Raw genomic sequence first — 19,820 nt, 5'->3', positions numbered from 1 at the left:
TTATGGCGCCGTACCGCGGGTGCGGAGCAGGCGAACAACACATGCCCGGGCCCTCGGCCATGACGTCCGAGGGCCCGGTCCCGCTCGGAGCAGGGTGTGGGTCAGGACTTGTGCAGGAACGCGGTGAGTCCGTCGAGCAGCATGGTGCTGCCCTGTTGGGTCATGTCGCGCTCCTCCTCGCTGGCGCAGGTCTGGCTGACCACGAGCGTGGTCTGCTCGCCCTGCGCGGTGAAGTCCGCGTCCATCACCGCCGGGTGGGGCTCGTCGGGGGCGCCCATCGCGAGCACCAGACGCTCGTTCTCCTTGACCTCGAGGAAGGAACCGGCGAGCGGGAAGTCACCGCCCGGCGTGGACATGACGGCCTTCCACGCGCCGCCCGGTCGTACGTCCATCTCCACCGATCCCGGCACCGCGTGTGCCCACACGGTGTACTGCTCGGGGTCGGTCCACGCCTTCCACACGGCGGCCACCGGCACGTCCAGGGTGCGGGTGAGCGTGTAGGGGTATCCGGCGTTCTCGGTCATCGTGGGTCTCCTTCTTGTTGTTGGTTGTCGTGGTTCCCGGGTCGGGTGGGGGGAGCTGATGGTGTCCGGGGTCAGCGGCCGGCGGCGATGAGGCCACTGGCGTGGACGGCCGCGTCGAGCGCACGGGTGTCTCCGGTGCGGGTGTAGACCTCGGCGGCGGTGTCGGTGAACTTGATGACGTGCTCGTCGCCGTGGTCGACCGCCCGGTCCAGGACGTCGGCGACGGCGGCGCCGGTCGGGGTGGCCGGGACCGGGAGGGCCGAGGCGGGCAACGGGTCCGTCGGTGCGTAGGCGGCGAAGACCGCGGCGACGGCCGTCCACACGGCGGTCAGGCTCGGCGCCCACAGCGTCTCGGGCAGCGCCGGGAGGGTGTGCAGGACGGCGTTCGGTGCGGTCGCGGTGTGCACGAGCAGCACGGGGCTGGCGTGGCCGTGGGTGAGGTAGCGCAGCGTCGCTCCCGTGACCAGGTCGGTCAGGCGGGTGCGGGCATCCTCCGCGTCGGCCGCGGGTCGCAGTGCGGCGACCGAGGCCGACCAGGCGCCGACCTCGGCCAGTTGACCCAACCTGGCCGCGACGTTGCCCTGCTGGTCGGGGATGCGGGGCAACGCGTCGAGTGCGCGAAGAGGGTCGAGGACCCCGGCGGGTGCCGCGGCCGGGGGCACCGGCTGGGACCAGGCCGCCCAGAACGCCAGGCCGTGGGCGAGTTCGGTGAGTGCCTGCGGGTTCTCGACACCGACCAGGAGCACCCGGACGACGTGCCCGACGCGGATCACGCCGTGCGTCGTCCCGGCGACGATGCCCGGGAGGAGGCGCGGCCACCAGGTGGCCAGCACGTCCCGCCACGGCGCTTCGTCGAGCTGGTGGGTGAAGTAGGTGGTCCAGTCGGCGAGCCGCCGCCGCTGTCCGAGGGCCGTTCGCCAGTTGAGGTCGGTGACGGGGTTGGTGGGGGCCGGCAGGTCGTCGAGCCGGCGGGCGTACGCGTCGACCCATCCGGTCAGCTGCGCGCCGTGGCCGCGGCGCACGAGGACCTCGGCGGCCATGGGCCCGTGGTTGGTGAGCTGGTTCTCGCCCCACTCCGGGCCGGTGCGGTGGAACCGTTCGTACGCTTCGTTGAGGTTGCCGCCGTCCATCTTCGCCTCTCTGTCGGTCCTGACAGCAGGAATCCTGCGGCCAGGAAGGGTGGCAGGGCATCCGTGGTGACCACGGATCCAGCACGGATCCAGCACGGATGTCGCCCACGGATGTCCACTACTGACCCACAACGGGTGGAGCAGGTATGGCGTGCGAGAAACCACGCCCGCGGCTGGTCCGAAACGATGCGGCCCATCGGGGATACTCGGCCAGGTGACTGCCCAGCCGGCGGAGCTTTCCAGGCGCGAGACCGAGGTCCTCACCCTGCTGGGGACGCGGCTGTCGAACGCCCAGATCGCGAGCCGGCTGCACATCTCGGTCCGTACCGTCGAGAGCCACGTGTCGTCGCTGCTGCGCAAGTACGGCGTGGCCGACCGGTCGGCGTTGGCGTCGATCGCCGGGCCTACGCAGGAGGCCGCGCCGCGGCCCGGGCGGCTACCCGGCCTGCCCCAGCCCCGCACCACGTTCATCGGTCGCGACCTGGAACGCGACGCGATCCTCGCCGAACTCCGCGACCGCCGGCTCCTGTCGTTGGTGGGGCCGGGGGGTGTCGGCAAGACGAGGTTGGCGACGGTGATCGCGTCGACGGCCGCACCGGCGTTCCCCTACGGCGGCGCGTTCGTGGACCTGGTGCCGGTGGCGGAGGGGTTCGTCGCCCAGGCGGTGGCGGCCACGCTGGGGGTGGTCGGGTCGGCCCAGCAGCCACCGTTGGAGGTGATCGTCCAGCAGCTGGGGCGGGGCCCGTCCCTGCTGGTCCTGGACAACTGCGAGCACCTGCTGGAGGAGGCGGCGGAGTTCGTCGAGCGGGTCATGGGCGACTGCCCGGAGCTGACGGTGCTGGCGACGAGCCGGGAGCGCCTGGCCGTCCCCGGTGAACGCGTGGTCTCCGTCGCGCCGTTGCCGCTGGCCTCCGACGCCGAGACGCTGTTCCAGGAACGCGCGCACGCCGTCGCCCCGGAGTTCGTGGCCGAGCCGGGCATCGTGTCCGAGCTCTGCGCGCGGCTGGACGGCATGCCCCTGGCGATCGAGCTGGCCGCCGCCCGGGCGGCGTCCCTGGGCGCGGACGGGTTGCTGGCCGGACTCGGTGACCGGCTGCGGCTGCTGTCCGGGGGTCGGGGCACCCATGAACGCCACCGCTCGCTGCGGGCGATGATCGGCTGGAGCCACGACCTGCTCGAGCCGGAGGAGCGGGCGTTGTTGCGCTGCCTCGCGGTGTTCGCAGGGGCGTTCGACCTGGACGCGGCGGTGTCGGTGGCGCCGGCCGGTTCGCCGAGCACGGTCGTGGACCTGCTCGGCCGGTTGGCGCAGAAGAGCATGCTCGTCCTCCAGCGGGGACCCGTGAGCAGGTGGCGGCTGCTGGAGACCATCCGGGTCTTCGCCGTGGAGCAGGTGCGGGCGCACGAGGAGGAGGCCGACGTCCGGCAGCGGCACCTGCGGTGGGCCGCGACGACCGCGACGGCGTTGGAGGCCCGGCTGGACCGGGCGGATCCGGACCGGACGGATCCAGACCGGGCGGATGGGGACTGGCGAGCTGACTTCGACATCGTCGTGGACGATCTGCGCGCCGCGCTGGGGTCCGTTCCGCGGGGCGGGCCGCACGAGGTCGCACACGGGTTGGCGAGGTCGTTGGGGCACCTGACCTACGCGCGCAGGTTCCTGGTCGAATCCGCCGACCACTACCAGCGGGCGGCCGAGCTTGCGCCGACCCCGGCTGAGGCGGTCCGCGACTGGCGCGGCGCGGCCGAGGCCGCCACGGTCGGCAGTGTCGCGGGGACGCGGGCGTTCGAGTCGATGCTGGCCTGTGCTGAGCAGGCGGGGCGCGCGGGTGACGGCGACACGCGGGCGATCGCGCTGGCCCGCGCGGTCGAGATCGCCGCCAGGTTTCATCGCGACCCGGCCGACGACATCCCACGCGATCGGCTCCAGCAGCTGTTGGAGGAGGCGCGCGGGTGCGGTGACCCGGGCCGGCCGGAGGTACGCGCGGCGATCGCCGTGGCGGATGCGTGGACGGCGGGTTCACATTGGCTCGAACCCGACCCGGAACTCGCGGAGACCGCGGCCGCGTTGGCGCGCCGTACGGGCGACCCGGTGGTCCTCAGCGCCAGCCTCGACGCGGTCAGTGTCGCGGCGACCAGGGCGGGGCGGCTGCGCCAGGCGCATCGTGTGGCCGGTGAACGGCTCGCCCTGACGAGCGGGATGTCGCGGACCGATCCCGCCGTCGGCGTCGAGGTGGCCGACGCGCTGAACATGGTCGCGAAGTACGCCATCGCGGCCGGGGACCTGCCCGCCGCGATCTCCGCCGCCCGGCTGGGGCACACCGACGACCTGATCGGGAAACACCCGTACGCGTCGCTGAGCCCACTGGTCACCGCGCTGGTGCTGAGCGGCCACTTCGACGAGGCGCTCGACCTGGCGCCCGGGATGTGGGCGGGCTGGGAACGCGCGGGCCGTCCCGTCGCGCCGGCGTTGGCGCCCGGCGTTCTCGCGGTGGCCCTCGCCCACGGACTTCTCGGCGGTGACGACCACGCCCTGTGGTGGAAGCGGGCCGGCGAGGTGCTCGGGTACGGCGACGTCGACGAGGACCCCGGGATGGCGCCGTTCGCGGTGTTCGTGCGGGCCCGCCTCGCCGTCCACACGGGGCGGTTCGCGGACGCGGAGGGCCCGGTCGCCCGCGCATTCGCCGCCTACCCGCTGAGCCGGCACGAGACCTACGCCCGCGCCGTGGGGGCCGAACTCGCCGTGGTGGCCGGGCTCCCCGACGCTGCCGAACGGCTGGTTGCCGCCGCACCCGCCGCCGAGCAGAACGACTGGGCGGCCGCCTGCCTCGCCCGCGCCACCGGCCGGCTCCACGGCGACATGGACGCCCTCGCCGCCTCCGTTGCCGGATGGGAGCGGATCGGCGCGCGGTTCGAACTCGAGCAGACCCGGGACCTGGCGCGCGTCGCCTCCCGGGATGAAGCACAACGCTCCCGTTAACCGGGTGATGTCGCCCGGTCATGCGTGGGGACTCCCCGAGTGGCGGAGTGATGTGCGTCACGCGGGGGAGCGTAGGAGGGTTGAGCCGCCTCCTTTGGGTGAACGGCCACGAGAGGAGCGCGGATGTGGACCCAGGTGGCGGCCCGGATGCTGACCTGGAGACGGGCCCGGACGCACACCGGCACGCTGCCTGGCGTGGTGGCGTTCCAGCGGCGGTTCGATGGACGGTGACGCGGACCAGCGTCGGACCGGGGCGGCTCCTGCCGATCCGGCCTGGTTGGCCGCGACCGTACGGCGGGCCCAGCGCGGGGACCTGATCGCGATGCACGACCTCCTCGACGCGGTCACGCCCTACGTGCGCCGGCTGTGCGGGCCGATCGCGTTGCAGGACGCGCCGGACGCGATTCAGGAGACGCTGATCGTGGTGCTGCGTCGGCTCGGGGATCTGCGTGACCCGGCGGCGCTGTTCGGCTGGGTACGGGTGATCGCCGTGCGGGAGGCGGTGCGGATCGCCAAGCAGCCCGCCCGGTCCGCGCCCGCTGACCTGGTGGACGTTCCGGCACCGGGTGATCCGGCGCTGGCCGTGGACGTCCGAGACGTGCTGGACCGGCTGTCTGCCGAGCACCGGGCGGTGTTGATGCTGCGCGACCTGGAAGGTCTGGACGAACAGGCGGCCGGTGAGCACCTGGGTGTGCCGACCGGCACGGTGCGGTCGCGGCTGTTCCGGGCCCGACGGAGTTTCCGTCGGGCATGGCACTCAGAAGGAGGCCGCCGGTGAACTGGCCGATCGGTGAACTCGACGACCTGCTCCGGCTCCGCGTCCTGCACGCGTCGCTGCCCGGCACCCTGCTCGCCGAGACGGTGCTCCCGCGCCGTTTCGAGGAGGTCTGGTCGGCCCTCAGCGACGTGGAGAAGGAGTTCCCTGGTCTGGTGCCAGACGTCGCCTCGATCCGCGTCCTCACCCGCGACGGCGAACGGATGCGGGCGGTCGTGCGGGGCCGGTCCGGGCTGCGCGCGCCGTTCGACATGATCCTGCGCCCTGGCTGGTGCCTGATGCAGAGCCGCTGGCTGGTCTTCGGCATGGCCGCCGTGCCCGAGGGTGACCAGACGCGCTTCGGCTACCTGGCGGGCCTGCGTCTCCCGGGCAAGAGGATCCTGCGGCCGGTGCTGGCGCCGGCGCAGCGGATGCTCGGCCGGGCCGTCCTGCGCCGGTTCGAGGCCCGCTTCGCTCCTCCCGACACCTCGGGTGGCTGATCCTCAGGCGGTGTGTCCCATGCCACAGGAGTGTTCGGGCCGGCGTCCGCCTCTTCCCAGGTATGAAGAGCTACGAAGTGGCGGCGATCGTGGTGGCCGCGGTCCTCGGTCTGGATGCCCTCGTCCACGTGTACTGGCTGACCGGTCGAACCTGGCCCGCCCGTGATGTGCGGGCGCTGTCGAGGGTGGTGCTCAACGCCGAGGTGCCGTTCACCCCGCGCGTACTCCTCCCCCTGATCGTCGTCCTCGTCGGCGGCGCCGGCTTGGTGCTGGCCAGGGCCGACCTCCTGGGCGGGTGGCTTCCTGGATGGCTCCCGGGCTGGGTGCCGACCGTGGGGACTCTCGCCGTGGCCGCGGGCGCGTTCGTGCGCGGTGGGGCCGGGATCGTCTGGGCGGCGGGGATCGGGGCCAGCCGTGACACCGCCTTCTACCGGCTCAACCTGATCGCCTACACCCCGGTCTGTCTGGCGTTGGGAGGTGCGGCCACGGTCGTGCTCGCCAGCGGTTGATCGACCATGGTCACGGCGAAATGGCGATGGGTTGCTCGCGCACGAAACGCTGAATACCGCCACCCAGCGGCAGCAGGTTCGGTGTCTGCGTCGGCGGCATGAGCGCGACGATCTCCTTGTGGAACCGGCTGTAGGGCCCGGAGAACTGGCCGTCGTGCCACACCTGGCGAAGTGTCTGGGTGAACAGGCCGTTTCGTTGCCCGTCCAACGACAGCTGATCGTCCTGGCAGCCCGATACCAGCAACACCGCGGCCTGGAGGTCGACGTCGCCGCTTGTCCGGTGGGTCGCCTGGATGTCGTCGTAGAGTTCGCGATGCTGGGTGTAGGTGACGTCCTGGACGTTGCGGGGCAGGCACTTCGTTCGTGGATTGTCGTCGTCGATGAGCCCGCGTTCGACGATCATCGGCACGACGGCTTCGAATATCTCGGCGGCGTCGCGGGTCATCGTCCCGCTGTGGCAGCTGTCGGAGAGCACGAGAATGCGGACGCCCGCCTCGAACTCGCCCCAGATCGCGTACAACTCGTCGTCGACCAGTTGACGGTCGTACAGGACCCAGGTCTCGTCCATTCCGTCAGGTTCCTCCTTGCCGTTGCGGTCCGGAACCTGACCGCCGTGTCCTGAGTAGGTGCAGAAGAAGAGGTCACCGTTCCCCAGTCGCTGCGCGGCGTCGTGGATCGCGTCCTTCACCGTCTCGGCCGTCGCCTGGGTGGTGAGAACGATGTCACTGTCGAACCCGCGCGCGTCGGCGATCGTGAGCATGTCGTTCGCGTCGAGCTCACACGCGGCGAGCTTCCGTCCCAGCCGTCGTAGTGGTCCGGATCGACGGAGTTCAGTCCGATGTGAAGGGAGATGCCCTTCGCCATGGTCTCACCTCCATGAGTCGCGGGAGGCATTGTCCGGTGGCGCCCAGTCCGATACGGGCTCATGTGGTCGCCTGATGTGAATGCTTCGCCGGCGATCGCCTCGCGACAACCCGAGACGGAAACGAGGCGGAGAAGGAATCTGTCTCGGATCCGAGGAGGACGTTGGACCCGCCTCGGGCGTTTCTGTGGCAACCGCACGACAGATTCCCTGAACAGTGACGTGCAGGCCATTCGCCGGGAACTTCGCGGTGGCGTGAGTCGAAGGCGGACCGCACAGCGGAGGTATCGAAAGTGTCGCTCCATGCTGGAGTGGGCCGATGTGGCGTTTATCGGAAAGTTCCCCGGGAATTCATCTGGAATTCTCAGCGGGGGGAAGACCGATGTCACGCCAAAATATGGAGCCACACCCTGGTTCGTCGTCGACCGATGAAACCGGCCAGCACGCACGACACAAGATGTGGTCGTTTCGCGCGGCCTTGGGTCTGACAGTACTCGGGGTGGTCCTGCCAGGCGTCGTTTTGTGGATCGCGGGGCGCCGCAAAGTCGGCGGCCTCATCAACGTGCTCGTGTTGGCCTCGTGCGCCGCGGTCGCCTACATGATCATGAACGAACGACTGACCCTTCTCCATTGGGCTGTTCAGCCCCGCGCACTGGTCGTGGTGACGGCGGCCCTGTGCGGCCTGGCCGTGGTGTGGACGGCACTGATCGTCGCGACGTACCGCAGTGTGCGGCCCACCACGGCGACGATCCCACAGCGCCTGCTCGGCTCCGTGGTCGTCGGGGTCTTGACGCTGGCGGTGCTGACACCCCTCGCGGTGGGTGGGCGGTACGCCCTGACCCAACGCGACCTGATCCAGACGGTGTTCGCCGCCCCGGCCAGCCCGAACGACAACGCGCGCAGCGGCGCCGACGGCAGCGAGCAGGCCGGCGGCCGTGACACCGGTGTCGACACGCCCGCGCCCGACCAAGGCACCAGCCGGGCCAACCGGGCGCCGGCCGACCCCTGGAACGGTCGGACCCGGGTCAACGTGTTGTTGCTCGGTGGCGACGGCGGGTCGGACCGGGTGGGAATCCGCACCGACACGGTCATCCTCGCCAGCATCGACACCCGTACCGGTCACACCGTGTTGTTCAGCCTTCCCCGAAACCTGGAGAGGATTCCGTTCGAAGCCGGCTCGGTGCTCGCCAAGGCATACCCGGGCGGAATCTACGCCGGCGCGGGCGACCAGCTGGAGTGGATGCTCACGTCGATCTATGAGAACGTTCCCCAGGCTCATCCCGGTCTCCTCAAGGGACCACACCCGGGTGCGCAGGCGACGAAGCTGGCCGTCTCGGGCGCGCTGAATCTGCCGATCGACTACTACGCCCTGGTCAACCTCAAGGGCTTCGAGGCTCTGGTCGATGCTCTCGGCGGGATCACGGTCAACGTCAACGAGCGGGTCGCGATCGGCGGCGAGGCCGACGCGAACCTCAAGCCGTGGGGCTACATCGAGCGGGGACCGAACCAGCACATGGACGGCTGGACCGCGCTGTGGTTCGCCCGTGGCCGTTACGGTGCGGCCGACTGGGACCGGATGTTGCGGCAACGATGCGTCATCAAGGCGATCGTCGACCAGGCCAACCCCATCAACTTCCTGACCAGGTACGAGAAGCTCGCGGCCGCGTCCAAGCAGATCATCACGACCGACATCCCGGCGCAGGTGCTGCCCAACCTCGTCGACCTGTCGTTGAAGGTCAAGGATACGGGCAACCTCACCAACATCGCGTTCACCAACGACGTCATCCACGTCGCCAACCCGGACTACAAGCTGATCAGGTCCATGGTCCAGAACGCGATCAAGGAGAGCGCCAAGTCGACTTCGGGGTCGAAGTCGGCCGACAGCCTGAACGACGTGTGCGCCTACAAGGGCAAGCAGTCAGGCGACGCGGCGACGTCCGAAGCCCGCGTGACAAGAGCCCAGAACGGGACGTAGGCAGACAATCGCCCACGCCTACGGGCTGGCCGGCCGTCGGATGTCGCGTGCGGCGCTGAGCGTGGACCGGACGGCCTTCACGATCGCGGGGATCGATCCGACCAGAAGGACGAGCGCCCAGATGATCGCCACGACGGAAAGGACGATCGCGGCGATGTCGTCGGCGATGGAGACCAGCGGGATCGGGACGAGGCCGTGCAGGAACGCCACGATCACGTTGCAGACAAGAGAGGTCAGGAGCAACAGGACAAGCCCCTTGTTCTGCAGGAACCGCTGGTGTGCTAGCAGCAGCGTCACGACGACGACCAGCTTCAGGAACATCAGCAGCGACAACAGCGCCGCCGCGTCCGCGCGGGGGAAGAAGCCCCACAGCGCGAGGTAGGCCATCGTCCCAAACGGTGCGGCGCTCAGCAGCGCCACCATGACCAGCACTTCGACCAACGCCACGATCAGCGCGACGACCGAGACGACGATGAGCACGATCGAACCGACCAGCGTCACGATCCCCTGCAGCCGGCCGTGTAGCCGGTCGGGCAGAAGCAGCCCGACCGCCATCAGCCCGATGCTGTACAGGCCGATGACGTCGACCAGGGCGAGGTAGCCGATCGCCCGTCCGGGTGGTTCCTCCACACCGGAGATGCCGGACACCTCCAGGCCGCGGTCGGTGGCGGCCTGGAGCAGCCCACCGACCGCCGAGCCGCCGCCGAGCAGGAGGGGCGAGGCGACCTCGACCAGGACGACCAGACCCATCGCCACCAGGGCGATGACGAAGAACGGCACCCGAAGCCGGCCCATCTACGCCTCCCCGGTCAGGGTGAGGACACACGTCCGGGCGAACCCGCAGACCAGCCCGATGCCGGTTCCTTCGCCGTCGACCGCGACCCTCACGTCCTTGTCGTCGCCGATCTCGTCCTCGATGACGAAGTCGCTTTCCGGTGCCCGGCTCGACACCGTGAGGCCGTCGCCGGCGTCCACCGTGTGCAGGCGCACCAGCCGTAGCCGCGTCTGGCTCGGCTCGACCCAGAGGGTGCAGGCCCCCTGCACGACCAGGCGATCGGCGTTGTCGCCGTCGTCGCCGGTGTCGGGTGCGAAGCAGTCGGCGCGCAGGTCCTTCCGGTCGACGCCTGCCACGTCCCCGAACCAGCGCTCGTACACCGTCGTGAGCCGGTCGGAGGCGCCACCTGTGCCGGCCGTCGCGGTGTCGTTGCCGCGCTGGTGGAGGAGCACGCCGGCCACGAACGTTCCGACCAGCACGACGAGAACCACCACCACGATCTTCGGTCCGTTGCCCATGTCGGCCCCCTCGACCATCCGGTGTCAGGTGAGTTTCTTGGTGAAGATGACGAACTCACTCGGGGGGCCGGGGTTGCCGAACTCGTCGACCGCGGTGACCCGCCACTGCACCCGACCGCTGTAGGTGCGGAGGATGATGGGCGCAAGCCGCTGGCTGGTCCGGTAGTTCTGGCCGACCTTTCCGGGAGCGGGGCCGATCGTCGCCTTCGAATCGATGTCGATCGTGACCGGCGCGAAGGACAGGGTCGGGGTGAAGGACGTCTGGTCGGTCGGCTTCGGCTGCGTCGTCTCGAAGCTGCACGGACGAGGCTGGTCCTTCAGGAAGAAAAAGGCGCAGCTTTCCCGGCGCACGTCGACCAGGTAGCTCGCCGCGTGCTCGACCTTCTTCCACGTCAGTGGAGGGATCGCCTGGTCGACCGTGATGGACTCACCGTTGCCCGGCGACTGCAGGGTCGGAGCGGGCAGGCTGACCCCGACGATCAGGTCGACCGGTGTGCCCTTGCCGACGTCCCTGTTGGGTGTCAAGGACTGCTGGACAACGCTGCCGGCATCGCTTGGCTGCTGGCGATACCGCACCGTGCCCAGCGTGAGTCCCACCCCTTCGAGCTTCTCCCTCGCCTGCGCCAGCGTCGTCTTCGCCCCGGTCAGGTCGGGCACCGCGACGTCCTTGGGGCGGAACAGGAGGAAGCCGCCGACGGCGAGGACGGCGACCACGAGCCCGGCGACGGCGAGCAGCCACCACGGCCTGGCCTTGCGCACCGGTGCGGCCTCCACCTCGAAGGTCACCCGGTTGCTCAGCACCGAACTCTCCTCCGGTGCGTTGCTGGCGGAGTAGACCCGGCCCTGCAACCAGTACGAGCCGGCCGCGGTGTCCGGCGGGATCGCCACGGCGGCCAGGAACGTCACCGACTTCCCCGGCTCGACCCGCTCGTGCGGGCGCTGGACGCTGAACCAGGTCGCCGCCGCGTTGTCACCGGGCACGACGTCGAAGACCGCCTCGTCGGTGACGGCCCCGCTGTTGGTGACGGTGAAGCTGACCTCGACGGTGTGGTCGGGGCGTAGCTCGGCCCGTTCGGCCGCGGAGGTGATCGCCCATGTCATCGTGAACCCCTGTTCCCGTACTCAGGTCGTGCTCAGGTCGTGCCCTGGGAGAGGGCGACCTCGTAGGTCGTCGCGGCGGGCTTCTCCGCCTCGACGATCCGGCGGATGAGGTCGCCTTGGTCGGCCGCCGCCTCGGGTACCCGCACCACGAACGCGAACGGGCGTGGTTCCTCGATGCTGAACCCGGGCACGCCGGTCGCGATCTCGAGGAACCGGACGAGTCCGCGTCTGGTGCCACGCCAGCGGGCCAGGTCGGCGCCGTTGGCGACCAGGTCCCGCAGCCGGCCGACCGGGATCCGCGCCGATGAGAGGTGGTCCAGGACCACCCAACGGGCGAGGTAGGGGACGAGCTGGTCGGGAGCGCGATAGGGGGCGGCGATGTCCTCGACCCGGTCCAACAGGTCCTCATCAGGTGCGTGCAGTCGTTCCATCGCGTCGAGCAGGCCACCCAGCACGGTGCCGGGTCCGGCGGCCTGTTGGTACGTGGTGGGGAGCAGTCGGTCAATCGCTGGGCGTCGCATCGTCGTACACCACCTCGATGTTGTGGTCTCCTGAGCACAGCAGCCAGGTGTCGGGGATCGTCACGACATCCGTGGTCTGGTGGGCGGCCGTCCAGGTCGCCATGTCGGTGCTGGCGTAGACGCCGCGGTTCGTGCCCACCAGGCTGACGTGCGCCGTTGCGGTCGCCGCGTTGGTCGCGACGGCCTGCACGGGGTCGAACCTGGTCCGGTCCCGCAACGGCAAGCCGCTGTTGACAGAGGACGTCAGCCACGTCGGTGTCGCCGAGGTCGTGTCCGCGACGAGTACGCCGCCGCTCTGGGTGGCCGCCACCGCCCGGCCGGGTGTGAACGCCAGGTCCCAGCAGGTTCCGCCGGTCCAGCCGGAGCTGAGCTGTTCCCAGCGCACGGTGGCCTCGAACAGCCGGGCCCGGAAGCATCCCCGGCCGGGACGGTTCGCGTCCGGTTCGCCGACGCCCGCCCACAGGACGGTCGCCGGCCCGTCGAGCTGCACGGTGAGGGCGCGGGTGTCGATGCCTGTCAAGCCAACGTTGACGAAGGTTCCGGGCTGGCCACCGGCCGTGGACACATACACCCCGGCCGTCGCCTGCGCGGCGACCGCGACGCCGGCCACACCGCGCTCGGAGACGAACGTCTCGACGGCGGTGAAGCCGCGACTGGGGTCGGTCGGTTCGACCAGGACCTGCAGCGGTACGGCGTTGGGCAGCAGGGGCAGGTCGTAGAGCCCGGCGTCGGTGGCCACGAGCAGGCCGCCGGCGGCGTCGCGGTCGGTCCAGGCCAGGTCGGTGATGCCGGCCTCGAGTTCGGCGACGCGTTGCCAGCTCTCGCCGAGGTCGGTGGAGACGTAGACACGGGAGGACCCGCCGAGGTGTCGGGTGACGACGGCGACCCGCCCGGGTCGGGCGTTCATGCCGGGCCGTGTCGCCGCGGGTGCGGGGACGACCCGGCGCACCTCCTCCTCGGGGAAGCGCCGCACCGGCTCCCAGCCGCGCGCGCCGTTGGTGGAGCGGCACAGCAGCTCACCGGCGCCCGCGTACCAGGTGTCCTTCTCGTACTCGTCGGCCGCGATCGCGCGCACCCGCTCGGAGGGGGCGTCGGGGACGACGAAGCGCACGTCCTCGACGTAGCGGACGCCGAGTTCGGCCTGTTCGAGCATGCGGTAGACGTTGGAGGCGCGCAGTGACTCGCCGAAGCCCCATCCGGTCGCGTTCTGCGGACTCGGCAGCGGGCTGATGGTCTGGTGCAGCCGGTCGTGCAGCCGCCGTCGTACGGCCTCCAGGTCCTCACCCCGGCGGACGACGACCCGGCCGAGCACGCAGACCTCCTTGTAGCGGCCCCACGTGGCCAGGCAGGTCGTGCCCACCGTGAGGCGGTCGCGCAGGTCGTCCTGGACGCCCGTGCGGGCCGCCTCGACCTGGTGGTCGAACAGCACACTCGCGGGGAGCCGCCAGCCGGGGCGGGCCGCCTCTCCGACGTGGGGGACCAGCACGACCTCGACCTCGCCGGGCTTGGCGAACGTCCACATCGCGGCCCGGGTGATCGCCCTGGCCCGCGCGACCGCGCCGGCGTTGGCGGTGGCGAGGAGTTCGAAGTCGCGGGCGGTCACGGCACGCTGCTGGGACAGGACCTCGGCGGGGCCGCGTGCCAGCACCGCCTGGAGCGGTTCGAGTCCGTAGCCGCCGCGCGCGGGCGCGGGGTTGGTGACCTGGACGCCGGGCAGCGCGTCGACCAGCTTGGTGAGGGTGTTCGCGGCGACGTTGCCGCCGGGCCCGCCGCCGGTGCGGTACCACAGCCGGACCTGCGCGCCGGCGGGTGGAACCGCGGCGACGGTGGTGAGCTGGCCGGGCCTGGTGCCGTCTGGTGTGCGCAGGTCGAGGGCGGGTGCGAACGTCACACCGCCCGAGGCGCGGTCGAGTAGGTAGACCTGGGCGCCGGGGTTCGCGCCGGCGAAGGTCGGCACGGGCTGCCAGATCTGGAACGTCCGTCCGGCGAACTCCCGCAGGACTGCCCCTTCGGTCGCTGTTCCGGGCCGGATCTCCACCCCGAGTTGCAGGTCCGAGGGCTCGGTGGTGGTCACGATCGGTGCGTGCTGGGAGCGCAGGCGCTGGCCGGGCAGGCCGGTTCCGGTGCCGATGAGCTCGCCGGGGATGAGGGCACAGTGGTAGGCCCGTACGGTCGTCTCGGTCTGTCCCGTGGGAATCCCGCCGGCCTCGGTGGTGACGAAGACGACCTGCTCGGAGGCTCCTTCGCGGGCGGCGGCGACCCTGGTCCCGGCCGGGATCGGGATCGGTGTCTCGGTGGTCCCGGCCCGGTGGAAGGTGAGGTCCACCCAGGCGGCAGCCGGTGGGTGCCGGGGGACGCCGAGCAGGTCGAGGAACTCGATGTAGGCCTTCTCCGGCAGCCGGTTCAGCCGGTAGATCATCACCTCGGTGAGGTGCGCGAACACCTCGATCAGGGCCAGGCCGGGGTCGTGGACGGACAGGTCGGTCCAGTCCGGGCAGGAACGGGCGAGCCGTTCGCGGGCCTCCAGGACGAGGTCGGCGAACGTGCGGTCGTCGAGGTCAGGGACCGGCAGGGACATCTGGGGTTCCTCCAGAAGCGGTGTCGTGGTCCTGGGGCGATTCCGGGTCGGGGTCCGTGGCGAGGTCGGGGTGGCCGGCCGGGCCGCGGTGCGGGCTGGTCGGTGCGTGGCCGCCCATGGCGGGGTCGAGGTCGAGCGGGTAGTGGACGGTCTCGGTGGCCAGGCTCGAACGGATGAGGTAGCGCAGTTCGACCGTGAGCCGTTCGGGCACGTCGGGGTCGGCGTTCGCGTCGATCGCGAGGATCTGGACGCGGGGCTCCCAGCGTTCGATCGCCTCGCGGACGTAGTGGATGGCCAGGCCCGCGGTGGTCTGGTCGTTCGGCGCGAAGATCAGGCGGTGCAGGTGGGAGCCGTAGGTCGGGCGCATCAGCCGCTCGCCGGGCCGGGTGGACAGGAGCAGCAGGATCGCCTGGCGGACCGAGGCGTCTCCGTCGACCATCGCCAAAGCGCCGGTGGGTGTGATGCCGAGGCCGACGCCCCCACCGGTGGTGGAGGCCGGGCCGCCGACGGTGAGGCCGGAGAAGCGTGGGGCGGCGAAACGTGGGCTCATCGGTCGGCCCTCACGAACGGCTGGCCGGGGTCGCGGACGTCGTAGTGCACGGTGCCCGGGACGGTGCCGTCGGTCAGCCCGTCGAGGTTGTCCAGGACGACGCGGTGCCCGTCGACGCTGAGCCAGTCGCTGTAGCCCTCGGCGACCTGGAGGGTCGTGACGCAGGGCTTCATCATCGGCCCGTAGTTGGGGCAGGCGGTGATGTCGCGGCCCTCGGGGTCGTGGACGACGAGCACCGCCACGCCGTCGACGCGCACCCACTCCTGCGACGGCCGGGTCGCGACCGTGCCGTCGTGGCCGCAGCGGATCACCGCCCGCGCGTTCACCCACCTGAGGTCTGGGTGGCTGGGTCCTGGGTTCATCCCGGGACCTCCTGTTCAGCGAGGGTTCCGCCGGGCCCCCTGACCCCGGCGGAACCCTCGCGGCCTGGTGGCGCCTCCGGTTCGGGCGCGTGGACGAAGTCGACCGCGGCGGCGCGGATGGTGAGGGTGCGGCCGGGCGCCTCGATCACGAGGTCGGTCTGGGCGTGCAGGCGAAGCAGGTCGGGTCCGAGTTCGACGAGGTTGCCGGTGCTGTCGTCGATCCGGAGCCGCCGCTGGTCGTCGTCGAGCAGGATCGAGTGGCCGGACGGGGTGGACAGCGACCAGCGGCGTACGGCGCCGTCGACGATGCCGGCGTCGGGTGGCGCCACCTGCCCGAACACCGACCCGATGACGATCCCGTCGGCGGGTCCCCCGTGCGGCAGCGCGACGAGCACGGTGTCGCCGACGTCGGGCAGCGCCACGAGGCCTTTGCCCGGTCCGGCGCCCGGGCAGGTCACGGCGAGCCAGCCGGCGTCGACGTCGCCGTAGGCCGGCAGGCTCACGCGGACCCGGCCCAGCCCGTCCGGGTCGGCGACCTCGCTGACCCGCCCGAGCGTGACCGAGGACCCGCCGGGCCCGGCCGCCCCGGCCGTTGCAGGAGCGGTGGCCGGGGTGGATGCGGGTGGTTCGGTCGAGATCGTCGTACGGAACCCGGTGGCGTCGACGGTGTGGATCGCCTCGGTGAGCACGTAGGTGCCCTGGAGCGAGGCGGCGACGCCAGCGACGTCGACGCGAGTGCCGGCGCGTAGCGATGTGTCCCCCTCGGCCACACCGCGCAGCGTCACCGTGCGTCCGGCACTCGCGTCGAGTCGGGATTGGGCGAACGCCGCGAGTTCGTCGGCGTTGCGCCCGGTCAGGTCGACGGCGGTCCACTCCGGCGCGGTATCGGTCGACGTCAGGTCGACGCCGACGTCCGGGCCGCCGCGTGGGGCCGTCGCGGGTTCGTCCAGGAACTCGGCCCGTTGGGCGTGCCAGCCGAGGGCGCGGACGCGGTGGTGCACGCCGGTGGCGTTGACGCCGAGGTGGGCCTCCAGCAGGGAGGTGCCGAGCTCGAGCCGGACGGGCTCGCCGGTCCCGGCGAGGCTGAGGAGACAGATCTCGTCGTCGTGCACGACGACGTAGCGTCCGGCGCGCCCGGTCACCTCGGTCAGGAGGTCGAGGTCGGACTGGCCGCGGGTGACGATGCGGTCCCGCCGCGGCCCGGGATCCTCGGCGACCAGGCGGAGCCCGAGGTCGCCGGTCAGCTCCTGGGTGAGGTCGGCGACGGTCAGGTCGTCGAAGACGCGGAACTGTTGCCGTCCCCGCAGCCGGTGCAGCACGTCGTAGGCCCGGACCCGGAGCAGCGTCTCGCCGCCCGGTCCATACACCACGTCGAGGGCGGTCACCTCGCCGTCGAAGCCGGGGACGGTCGTGGGGTTGGGGCCGGCCACCGCGACGTCGATCCGCGCGCCGAGCGCGATGGCGTCGTACTCGGCGGCGGTGCCGCGCCAGGTCGCGAACGCGAGCTCGCACTGCGTCGGCCTCGACAGCTGGTGCGCGATCCGGACACTGACGAGCCGGCGGAGCAGTTCCTCGGCGATGGGTGTGCCGTCGACGCGGACGTCCACGCGGGGGATGGTCCCTGCCCGCGGGCCGGTGGCGGCCGGGCCGCGCGTGTCGATCGCGGTCATCACAACCCTCCTGTCGCGGTCGTACCGGTCGACGTCGTGACGGCGGTGCCGGTCGTGCTGGTCGTGCCGGTCGTGGTGCTCGTGCTCGTGGTGGCGGGGGCGCCGGTGGCTGGGGTGGTGGCCGCGGTCGTGGCGTTCGCGGGTGGGACGGCGAGGACGGTGCCGGGCTGGACGGCCCACGGGTTGGCGATGCCGTTGTGCCGGGCCAGCAGCCGCCACCGGAACGGGCTGCCCAGGCCGTCGTTGGCGAGCAGGTCGAACCGGACGCCGGTGTTGTCGGCATCGCCCGAACCGTCGCCGACCGCCCGGACGGCCGAGCCCGCGTCGAGGTTCGGCTGGCCCGGGCTGACGCCGGGCGCGGCGGCCGCGTTCGCGCGGGCGAGTTCCTCCTCGAAGCTCGCTCGGGCCTCGGCCGCGCTCTCCGCGACGCGGACCAGCTTCATCCGTAGCCAGGACCGCCGTGGACTGCCGTCACCGTCGAAGGAGTCGAACCGTTCGGCCACCGAGGTGACGACGCCGGGGATGTTCCACGTCTTGCCCCAGACCAGCCGCACGAGTGGAGGGCGGACCGATCCGCGTTCCTCCGCGGAGTTCTCCGCCAGCAGCCACAGCCGCCGGGTGAGGGTACGGACGTCGCTCGGGACGACCTTGCCCTCCACGAAGTCCACGTCGAAGAGCAGATCGAGGCGGATCTCGGTGCGGCCGCCGCCGGTGAACTGCAACGGGTCGTCGGCGAGCCCGGCACCGATCAGCTGCCCGCGCGCCGTGCCCCGAGTGCGCACTCCCGCGAGGCGGCTCACCTCGAACGTCTCCGGGTTGAGCAGGCAGTCGATCCGCTCCCCGGTCTCCTCCACCAGGAACGCCACCCGCTCCATCACGAACCCCGCTGTTCGTCGTCGAGACGCCGCAGCTGGTCGGAGTCGGAGAACGCCGTGTCCGGCGGGATCCACAGCGGCTCGTCATCGGGCAGCGCGGGCCACGGGTCGGTCGCGGGCGGGTTCGCATCGTCGGTGGGGACACGGGGGTCCGGTCCGGTCGGGATCCAGAACCAGCCGGGTGCGCGCGGGTGCGTGGGCGGGCGCCTGTCGTGAGGTGGCGGGTCGTGGGGTGGCCGGTCGTGCGGCGGTGCGTCGTGGCGTGGTTGGTCGTGGTGGGGGTGCGGCGGGTCGGCGGGTTTCCGTTGGGTCGGGACGTCCACGTGTGCGCGCCCGCCCGCGCGCCTGTCCCAGGGCGATGGCGTCCACTTCGCCTGTGCGGACGGGCCGTCTGCGTCCGGCGGCGGTTCGACCGGCGGGTGTGCCGGCTTCTGGTCGGAGTCGGCAGCCGGCACGTTCGGCAGCGCCGAGTCCGCCGGACGTCCCTGGCTCGGTCGGTGGGAATCCCGTGTCTGTGGTGTCTCCGCTCGGTCTGCCGCCGGTGGGTCGGTCCTCGCAGCGTCGGCGGTGGGGTCGGCCTCCGGCCGTCGAACCTCGGTCGGCGAAGCTGGCAAGGTCGGCTTGCCCTCGGCGTCGCCCGCCCGCTGCCAGCCGTCAAGGGCACCTTTCGCCCGCCGGGTGAGCTCCGCCCAGGCCTTGCGTGGTCGGTCCCATCCGCTCCGACGGCGCGGCGCGACGGCGCCGGCCGGGTCGACCGATGGTTCGGCCGGTGCCGGTGCAGGCGACTCGGTGCCGGGCCAGTGGGCGGGTGGGTTCCCGCGTACCTGTGCCAGCCAGTGCCGCGGCGGCGGCCCGGCGAACTCGTCGTCGTCGATCCCCGGCCCGTCGCCCGTTCCACGGCCCGGCCCGTCGTCCGGTCCGTCGTCCGGTCCGCGTTCGGTTGCAGTGTGGCTGTTCCGCGCGCCATCCAACGTCCGGCCATCCAACGCCCGGCCATCCTCCGCCTGGCCGGGCGTTGCCCGACCGCCCCGCGTGGGGCGGCCGGAGTCGTCGAACGCAACCGCGGCTTGCGCCCGCATCACGAGCGTCTCCTCCAGCCGGGTGGCCCGGCCGGCCAGAACGTGCAGCCAGCTGGCGAGCAGGCTACGGAGCAGCTGTGGCACCGCCGCCACCTTCTTCCCGGACGATGCCGTCGTGGGCGAGGACGAGCGTCTCGATGGCGATCCCGCCGCTCAACGCGTCCAGCGCCGGGGCCTCCCACTGCTCCGGCCACGCGTTGAGCAGGTGCCAGCGCATGACCTCCTGCGACCCGGACGGGTCGAGCACGACGATGTAGACGCTGCGCCGGAAGTTCCGGCTGTCGACCGCCGACATCAGCCAGTCCCACATGGCGCGGGAGGAGGTGAGGCCGTAGCGCAGGACGACCGGGCCGTAGGTCACCTTGCCGGGGATGGCCCGGACGACGGCGTTGTTGCCGGCCTCGCGGTAGGACAGGCGTTCGACGCGGGCCCGCAGCTCCGCGACCTGGGTGAAGTGCCCCTCGGTCACACCGTCGATGACGAGCTTGAAGTTGTAGTCCCGGTAGGGATCGACGGTCGTGCCCGGCGCCGCGGCGGGGCGGGCTGTGCTCTCCGGCATG

The 19,820-nt window shown here is 71.6% G+C and carries 19 protein-coding genes; 5 read left to right on the top strand and 14 right to left on the bottom strand.

Annotation, left to right across the window (positions count from 1 at the left end; all coding sequences use genetic code 11):
* Nucleotides 1-101: 101 nt before the first annotated feature.
* Both HEB94_RS06440 and HEB94_RS06435 read right to left on the bottom strand, forming a co-directional pair.
* Nucleotides 102-524 carry an SRPBCC family protein gene (locus HEB94_RS06440; RefSeq protein WP_192749058.1) on the bottom strand — a complete coding sequence of 141 codons (423 nt, stop codon included), beginning with the start codon at nucleotides 522-524 and terminating at the stop codon, nucleotides 102-104.
* Between the two features lie 71 nt (nucleotides 525-595).
* Nucleotides 596-1,654 carry a questin oxidase family protein gene (locus HEB94_RS06435; RefSeq protein WP_192749057.1) on the bottom strand — a complete coding sequence of 353 codons (1,059 nt, stop codon included), beginning with the start codon at nucleotides 1,652-1,654 and terminating at the stop codon, nucleotides 596-598.
* Nucleotides 1,655-1,868: 214 nt separating this feature from the next.
* Between HEB94_RS06435 and HEB94_RS06430 the strand changes: the two genes are divergently transcribed.
* From HEB94_RS06430 to HEB94_RS06415, 4 genes are all read left to right on the top strand, one after another.
* Nucleotides 1,869-4,631 carry a LuxR C-terminal-related transcriptional regulator gene (locus HEB94_RS06430; RefSeq protein ID WP_192749056.1) on the top strand — a complete coding sequence of 921 codons (2,763 nt, stop codon included), beginning with the start codon at nucleotides 1,869-1,871 and terminating at the stop codon, nucleotides 4,629-4,631.
* A 220-nt stretch (nucleotides 4,632-4,851) separates the two neighbouring features.
* Entirely contained in the window at nucleotides 4,852-5,409 is a 558-nt protein-coding gene (locus HEB94_RS06425; protein WP_192749055.1) for an RNA polymerase sigma factor, read from the top strand.
* A complete protein-coding gene (locus tag HEB94_RS06420) occupies nucleotides 5,406-5,885 on the top strand; it encodes an SRPBCC family protein (RefSeq protein ID WP_192749054.1) in 480 nt (159 codons plus the stop codon). The genes HEB94_RS06425 and HEB94_RS06420 overlap by 4 nt, the downstream gene beginning before the upstream one ends.
* A 62-nt stretch (nucleotides 5,886-5,947) precedes the next feature.
* Entirely contained in the window at nucleotides 5,948-6,394 is a 447-nt protein-coding gene (locus tag HEB94_RS06415; protein WP_192749053.1) for a DUF3995 domain-containing protein, read from the top strand.
* A gap of 10 nt (nucleotides 6,395-6,404) precedes the next feature.
* On the opposite strand, the gene HEB94_RS06410 is transcribed toward HEB94_RS06415, so the two are convergent.
* Entirely contained in the window at nucleotides 6,405-7,196 is a 792-nt protein-coding gene (locus HEB94_RS06410) for a caspase family protein (RefSeq protein WP_273377672.1), read from the bottom strand.
* Nucleotides 7,197-7,755: 559 nt separating this feature from the next.
* Here HEB94_RS06410 and HEB94_RS06405 point away from each other — a divergent pair.
* On the top strand, nucleotides 7,756-9,231 hold the full coding sequence (locus HEB94_RS06405; RefSeq protein WP_337917492.1) for an LCP family protein: 1,476 nt from the start codon (nucleotides 7,756-7,758) through the stop codon (nucleotides 9,229-9,231).
* An 18-nt stretch (nucleotides 9,232-9,249) separates the two neighbouring features.
* On the opposite strand, the gene HEB94_RS06400 is transcribed toward HEB94_RS06405, so the two are convergent.
* Genes HEB94_RS06400 through HEB94_RS06350 form a run of 11 tightly spaced genes read right to left on the bottom strand, consistent with a single transcriptional unit; the run spans nucleotide 9,250 to nucleotide 19,819 of the window.
* Nucleotides 9,250-10,026 (bottom strand): hypothetical protein, encoded by a 777-nt coding sequence (locus tag HEB94_RS06400; RefSeq protein ID WP_192749051.1) that lies wholly within the window; start codon nucleotides 10,024-10,026, stop codon nucleotides 9,250-9,252.
* The gene (locus HEB94_RS06395) at nucleotides 10,027-10,524 is read right to left on the bottom strand and encodes a hypothetical protein (protein ID WP_192749050.1); all 498 of its coding nucleotides are present in this window, start codon (nucleotides 10,522-10,524) and stop codon (nucleotides 10,027-10,029) included.
* Between the two features lie 24 nt (nucleotides 10,525-10,548).
* Entirely contained in the window at nucleotides 10,549-11,625 is a 1,077-nt protein-coding gene (locus tag HEB94_RS06390; protein ID WP_192749049.1) for a COG1470 family protein, read from the bottom strand.
* Nucleotides 11,626-11,657: 32 nt separating this feature from the next.
* The gene (locus tag HEB94_RS06385; protein WP_192749048.1) at nucleotides 11,658-12,146 is read right to left on the bottom strand and encodes a phage tail protein; all 489 of its coding nucleotides are present in this window, start codon (nucleotides 12,144-12,146) and stop codon (nucleotides 11,658-11,660) included.
* On the bottom strand, nucleotides 12,127-14,724 hold the full coding sequence (locus HEB94_RS52300; RefSeq protein ID WP_192749047.1) for a baseplate J/gp47 family protein: 2,598 nt from the start codon (nucleotides 14,722-14,724) through the stop codon (nucleotides 12,127-12,129). Before HEB94_RS52300 ends, HEB94_RS06385 begins: the two co-directional genes overlap by 20 nt.
* On the bottom strand, nucleotides 14,705-15,274 hold the full coding sequence (locus tag HEB94_RS06375) for a GPW/gp25 family protein (protein WP_192749046.1): 570 nt from the start codon (nucleotides 15,272-15,274) through the stop codon (nucleotides 14,705-14,707). Before HEB94_RS06375 ends, HEB94_RS52300 begins: the two co-directional genes overlap by 20 nt.
* Nucleotides 15,271-15,636, bottom strand: coding sequence for a hypothetical protein (locus tag HEB94_RS06370; RefSeq protein WP_192749045.1), 366 nt, complete (start codon nucleotides 15,634-15,636; stop codon nucleotides 15,271-15,273). The genes HEB94_RS06375 and HEB94_RS06370 overlap by 4 nt, the downstream gene beginning before the upstream one ends.
* Nucleotides 15,633-17,306, bottom strand: coding sequence for a phage baseplate assembly protein V (locus tag HEB94_RS06365; RefSeq protein WP_192749044.1), 1,674 nt, complete (start codon nucleotides 17,304-17,306; stop codon nucleotides 15,633-15,635). The genes HEB94_RS06370 and HEB94_RS06365 overlap by 4 nt, the downstream gene beginning before the upstream one ends.
* Nucleotides 17,306-18,181 carry a CIS tube protein gene (locus HEB94_RS06360; protein WP_238362000.1) on the bottom strand — a complete coding sequence of 292 codons (876 nt, stop codon included), beginning with the start codon at nucleotides 18,179-18,181 and terminating at the stop codon, nucleotides 17,306-17,308. Before HEB94_RS06360 ends, HEB94_RS06365 begins: the two co-directional genes overlap by 1 nt.
* Entirely contained in the window at nucleotides 18,181-19,344 is a 1,164-nt protein-coding gene (locus tag HEB94_RS06355; RefSeq protein ID WP_192749043.1) for a hypothetical protein, read from the bottom strand. Before HEB94_RS06355 ends, HEB94_RS06360 begins: the two co-directional genes overlap by 1 nt.
* Nucleotides 19,325-19,819, bottom strand: coding sequence for a phage tail protein (locus HEB94_RS06350; RefSeq protein ID WP_192749042.1), 495 nt, complete (start codon nucleotides 19,817-19,819; stop codon nucleotides 19,325-19,327). The genes HEB94_RS06355 and HEB94_RS06350 overlap by 20 nt, the downstream gene beginning before the upstream one ends.
* Between the last annotated feature and the right edge of the window lies 1 nt (nucleotide 19,820).

Origin of the sequence: Actinopolymorpha pittospori (assembly GCF_014873875.1) — a bacterium.
Lineage (GTDB): Bacteria > Actinomycetota > Actinomycetes > Propionibacteriales > Actinopolymorphaceae > Actinopolymorpha > Actinopolymorpha pittospori.
The sequence above is the reverse complement of the archived record's forward strand: the minus strand, read 5'-3'. Positions and strand labels throughout refer to the sequence as shown.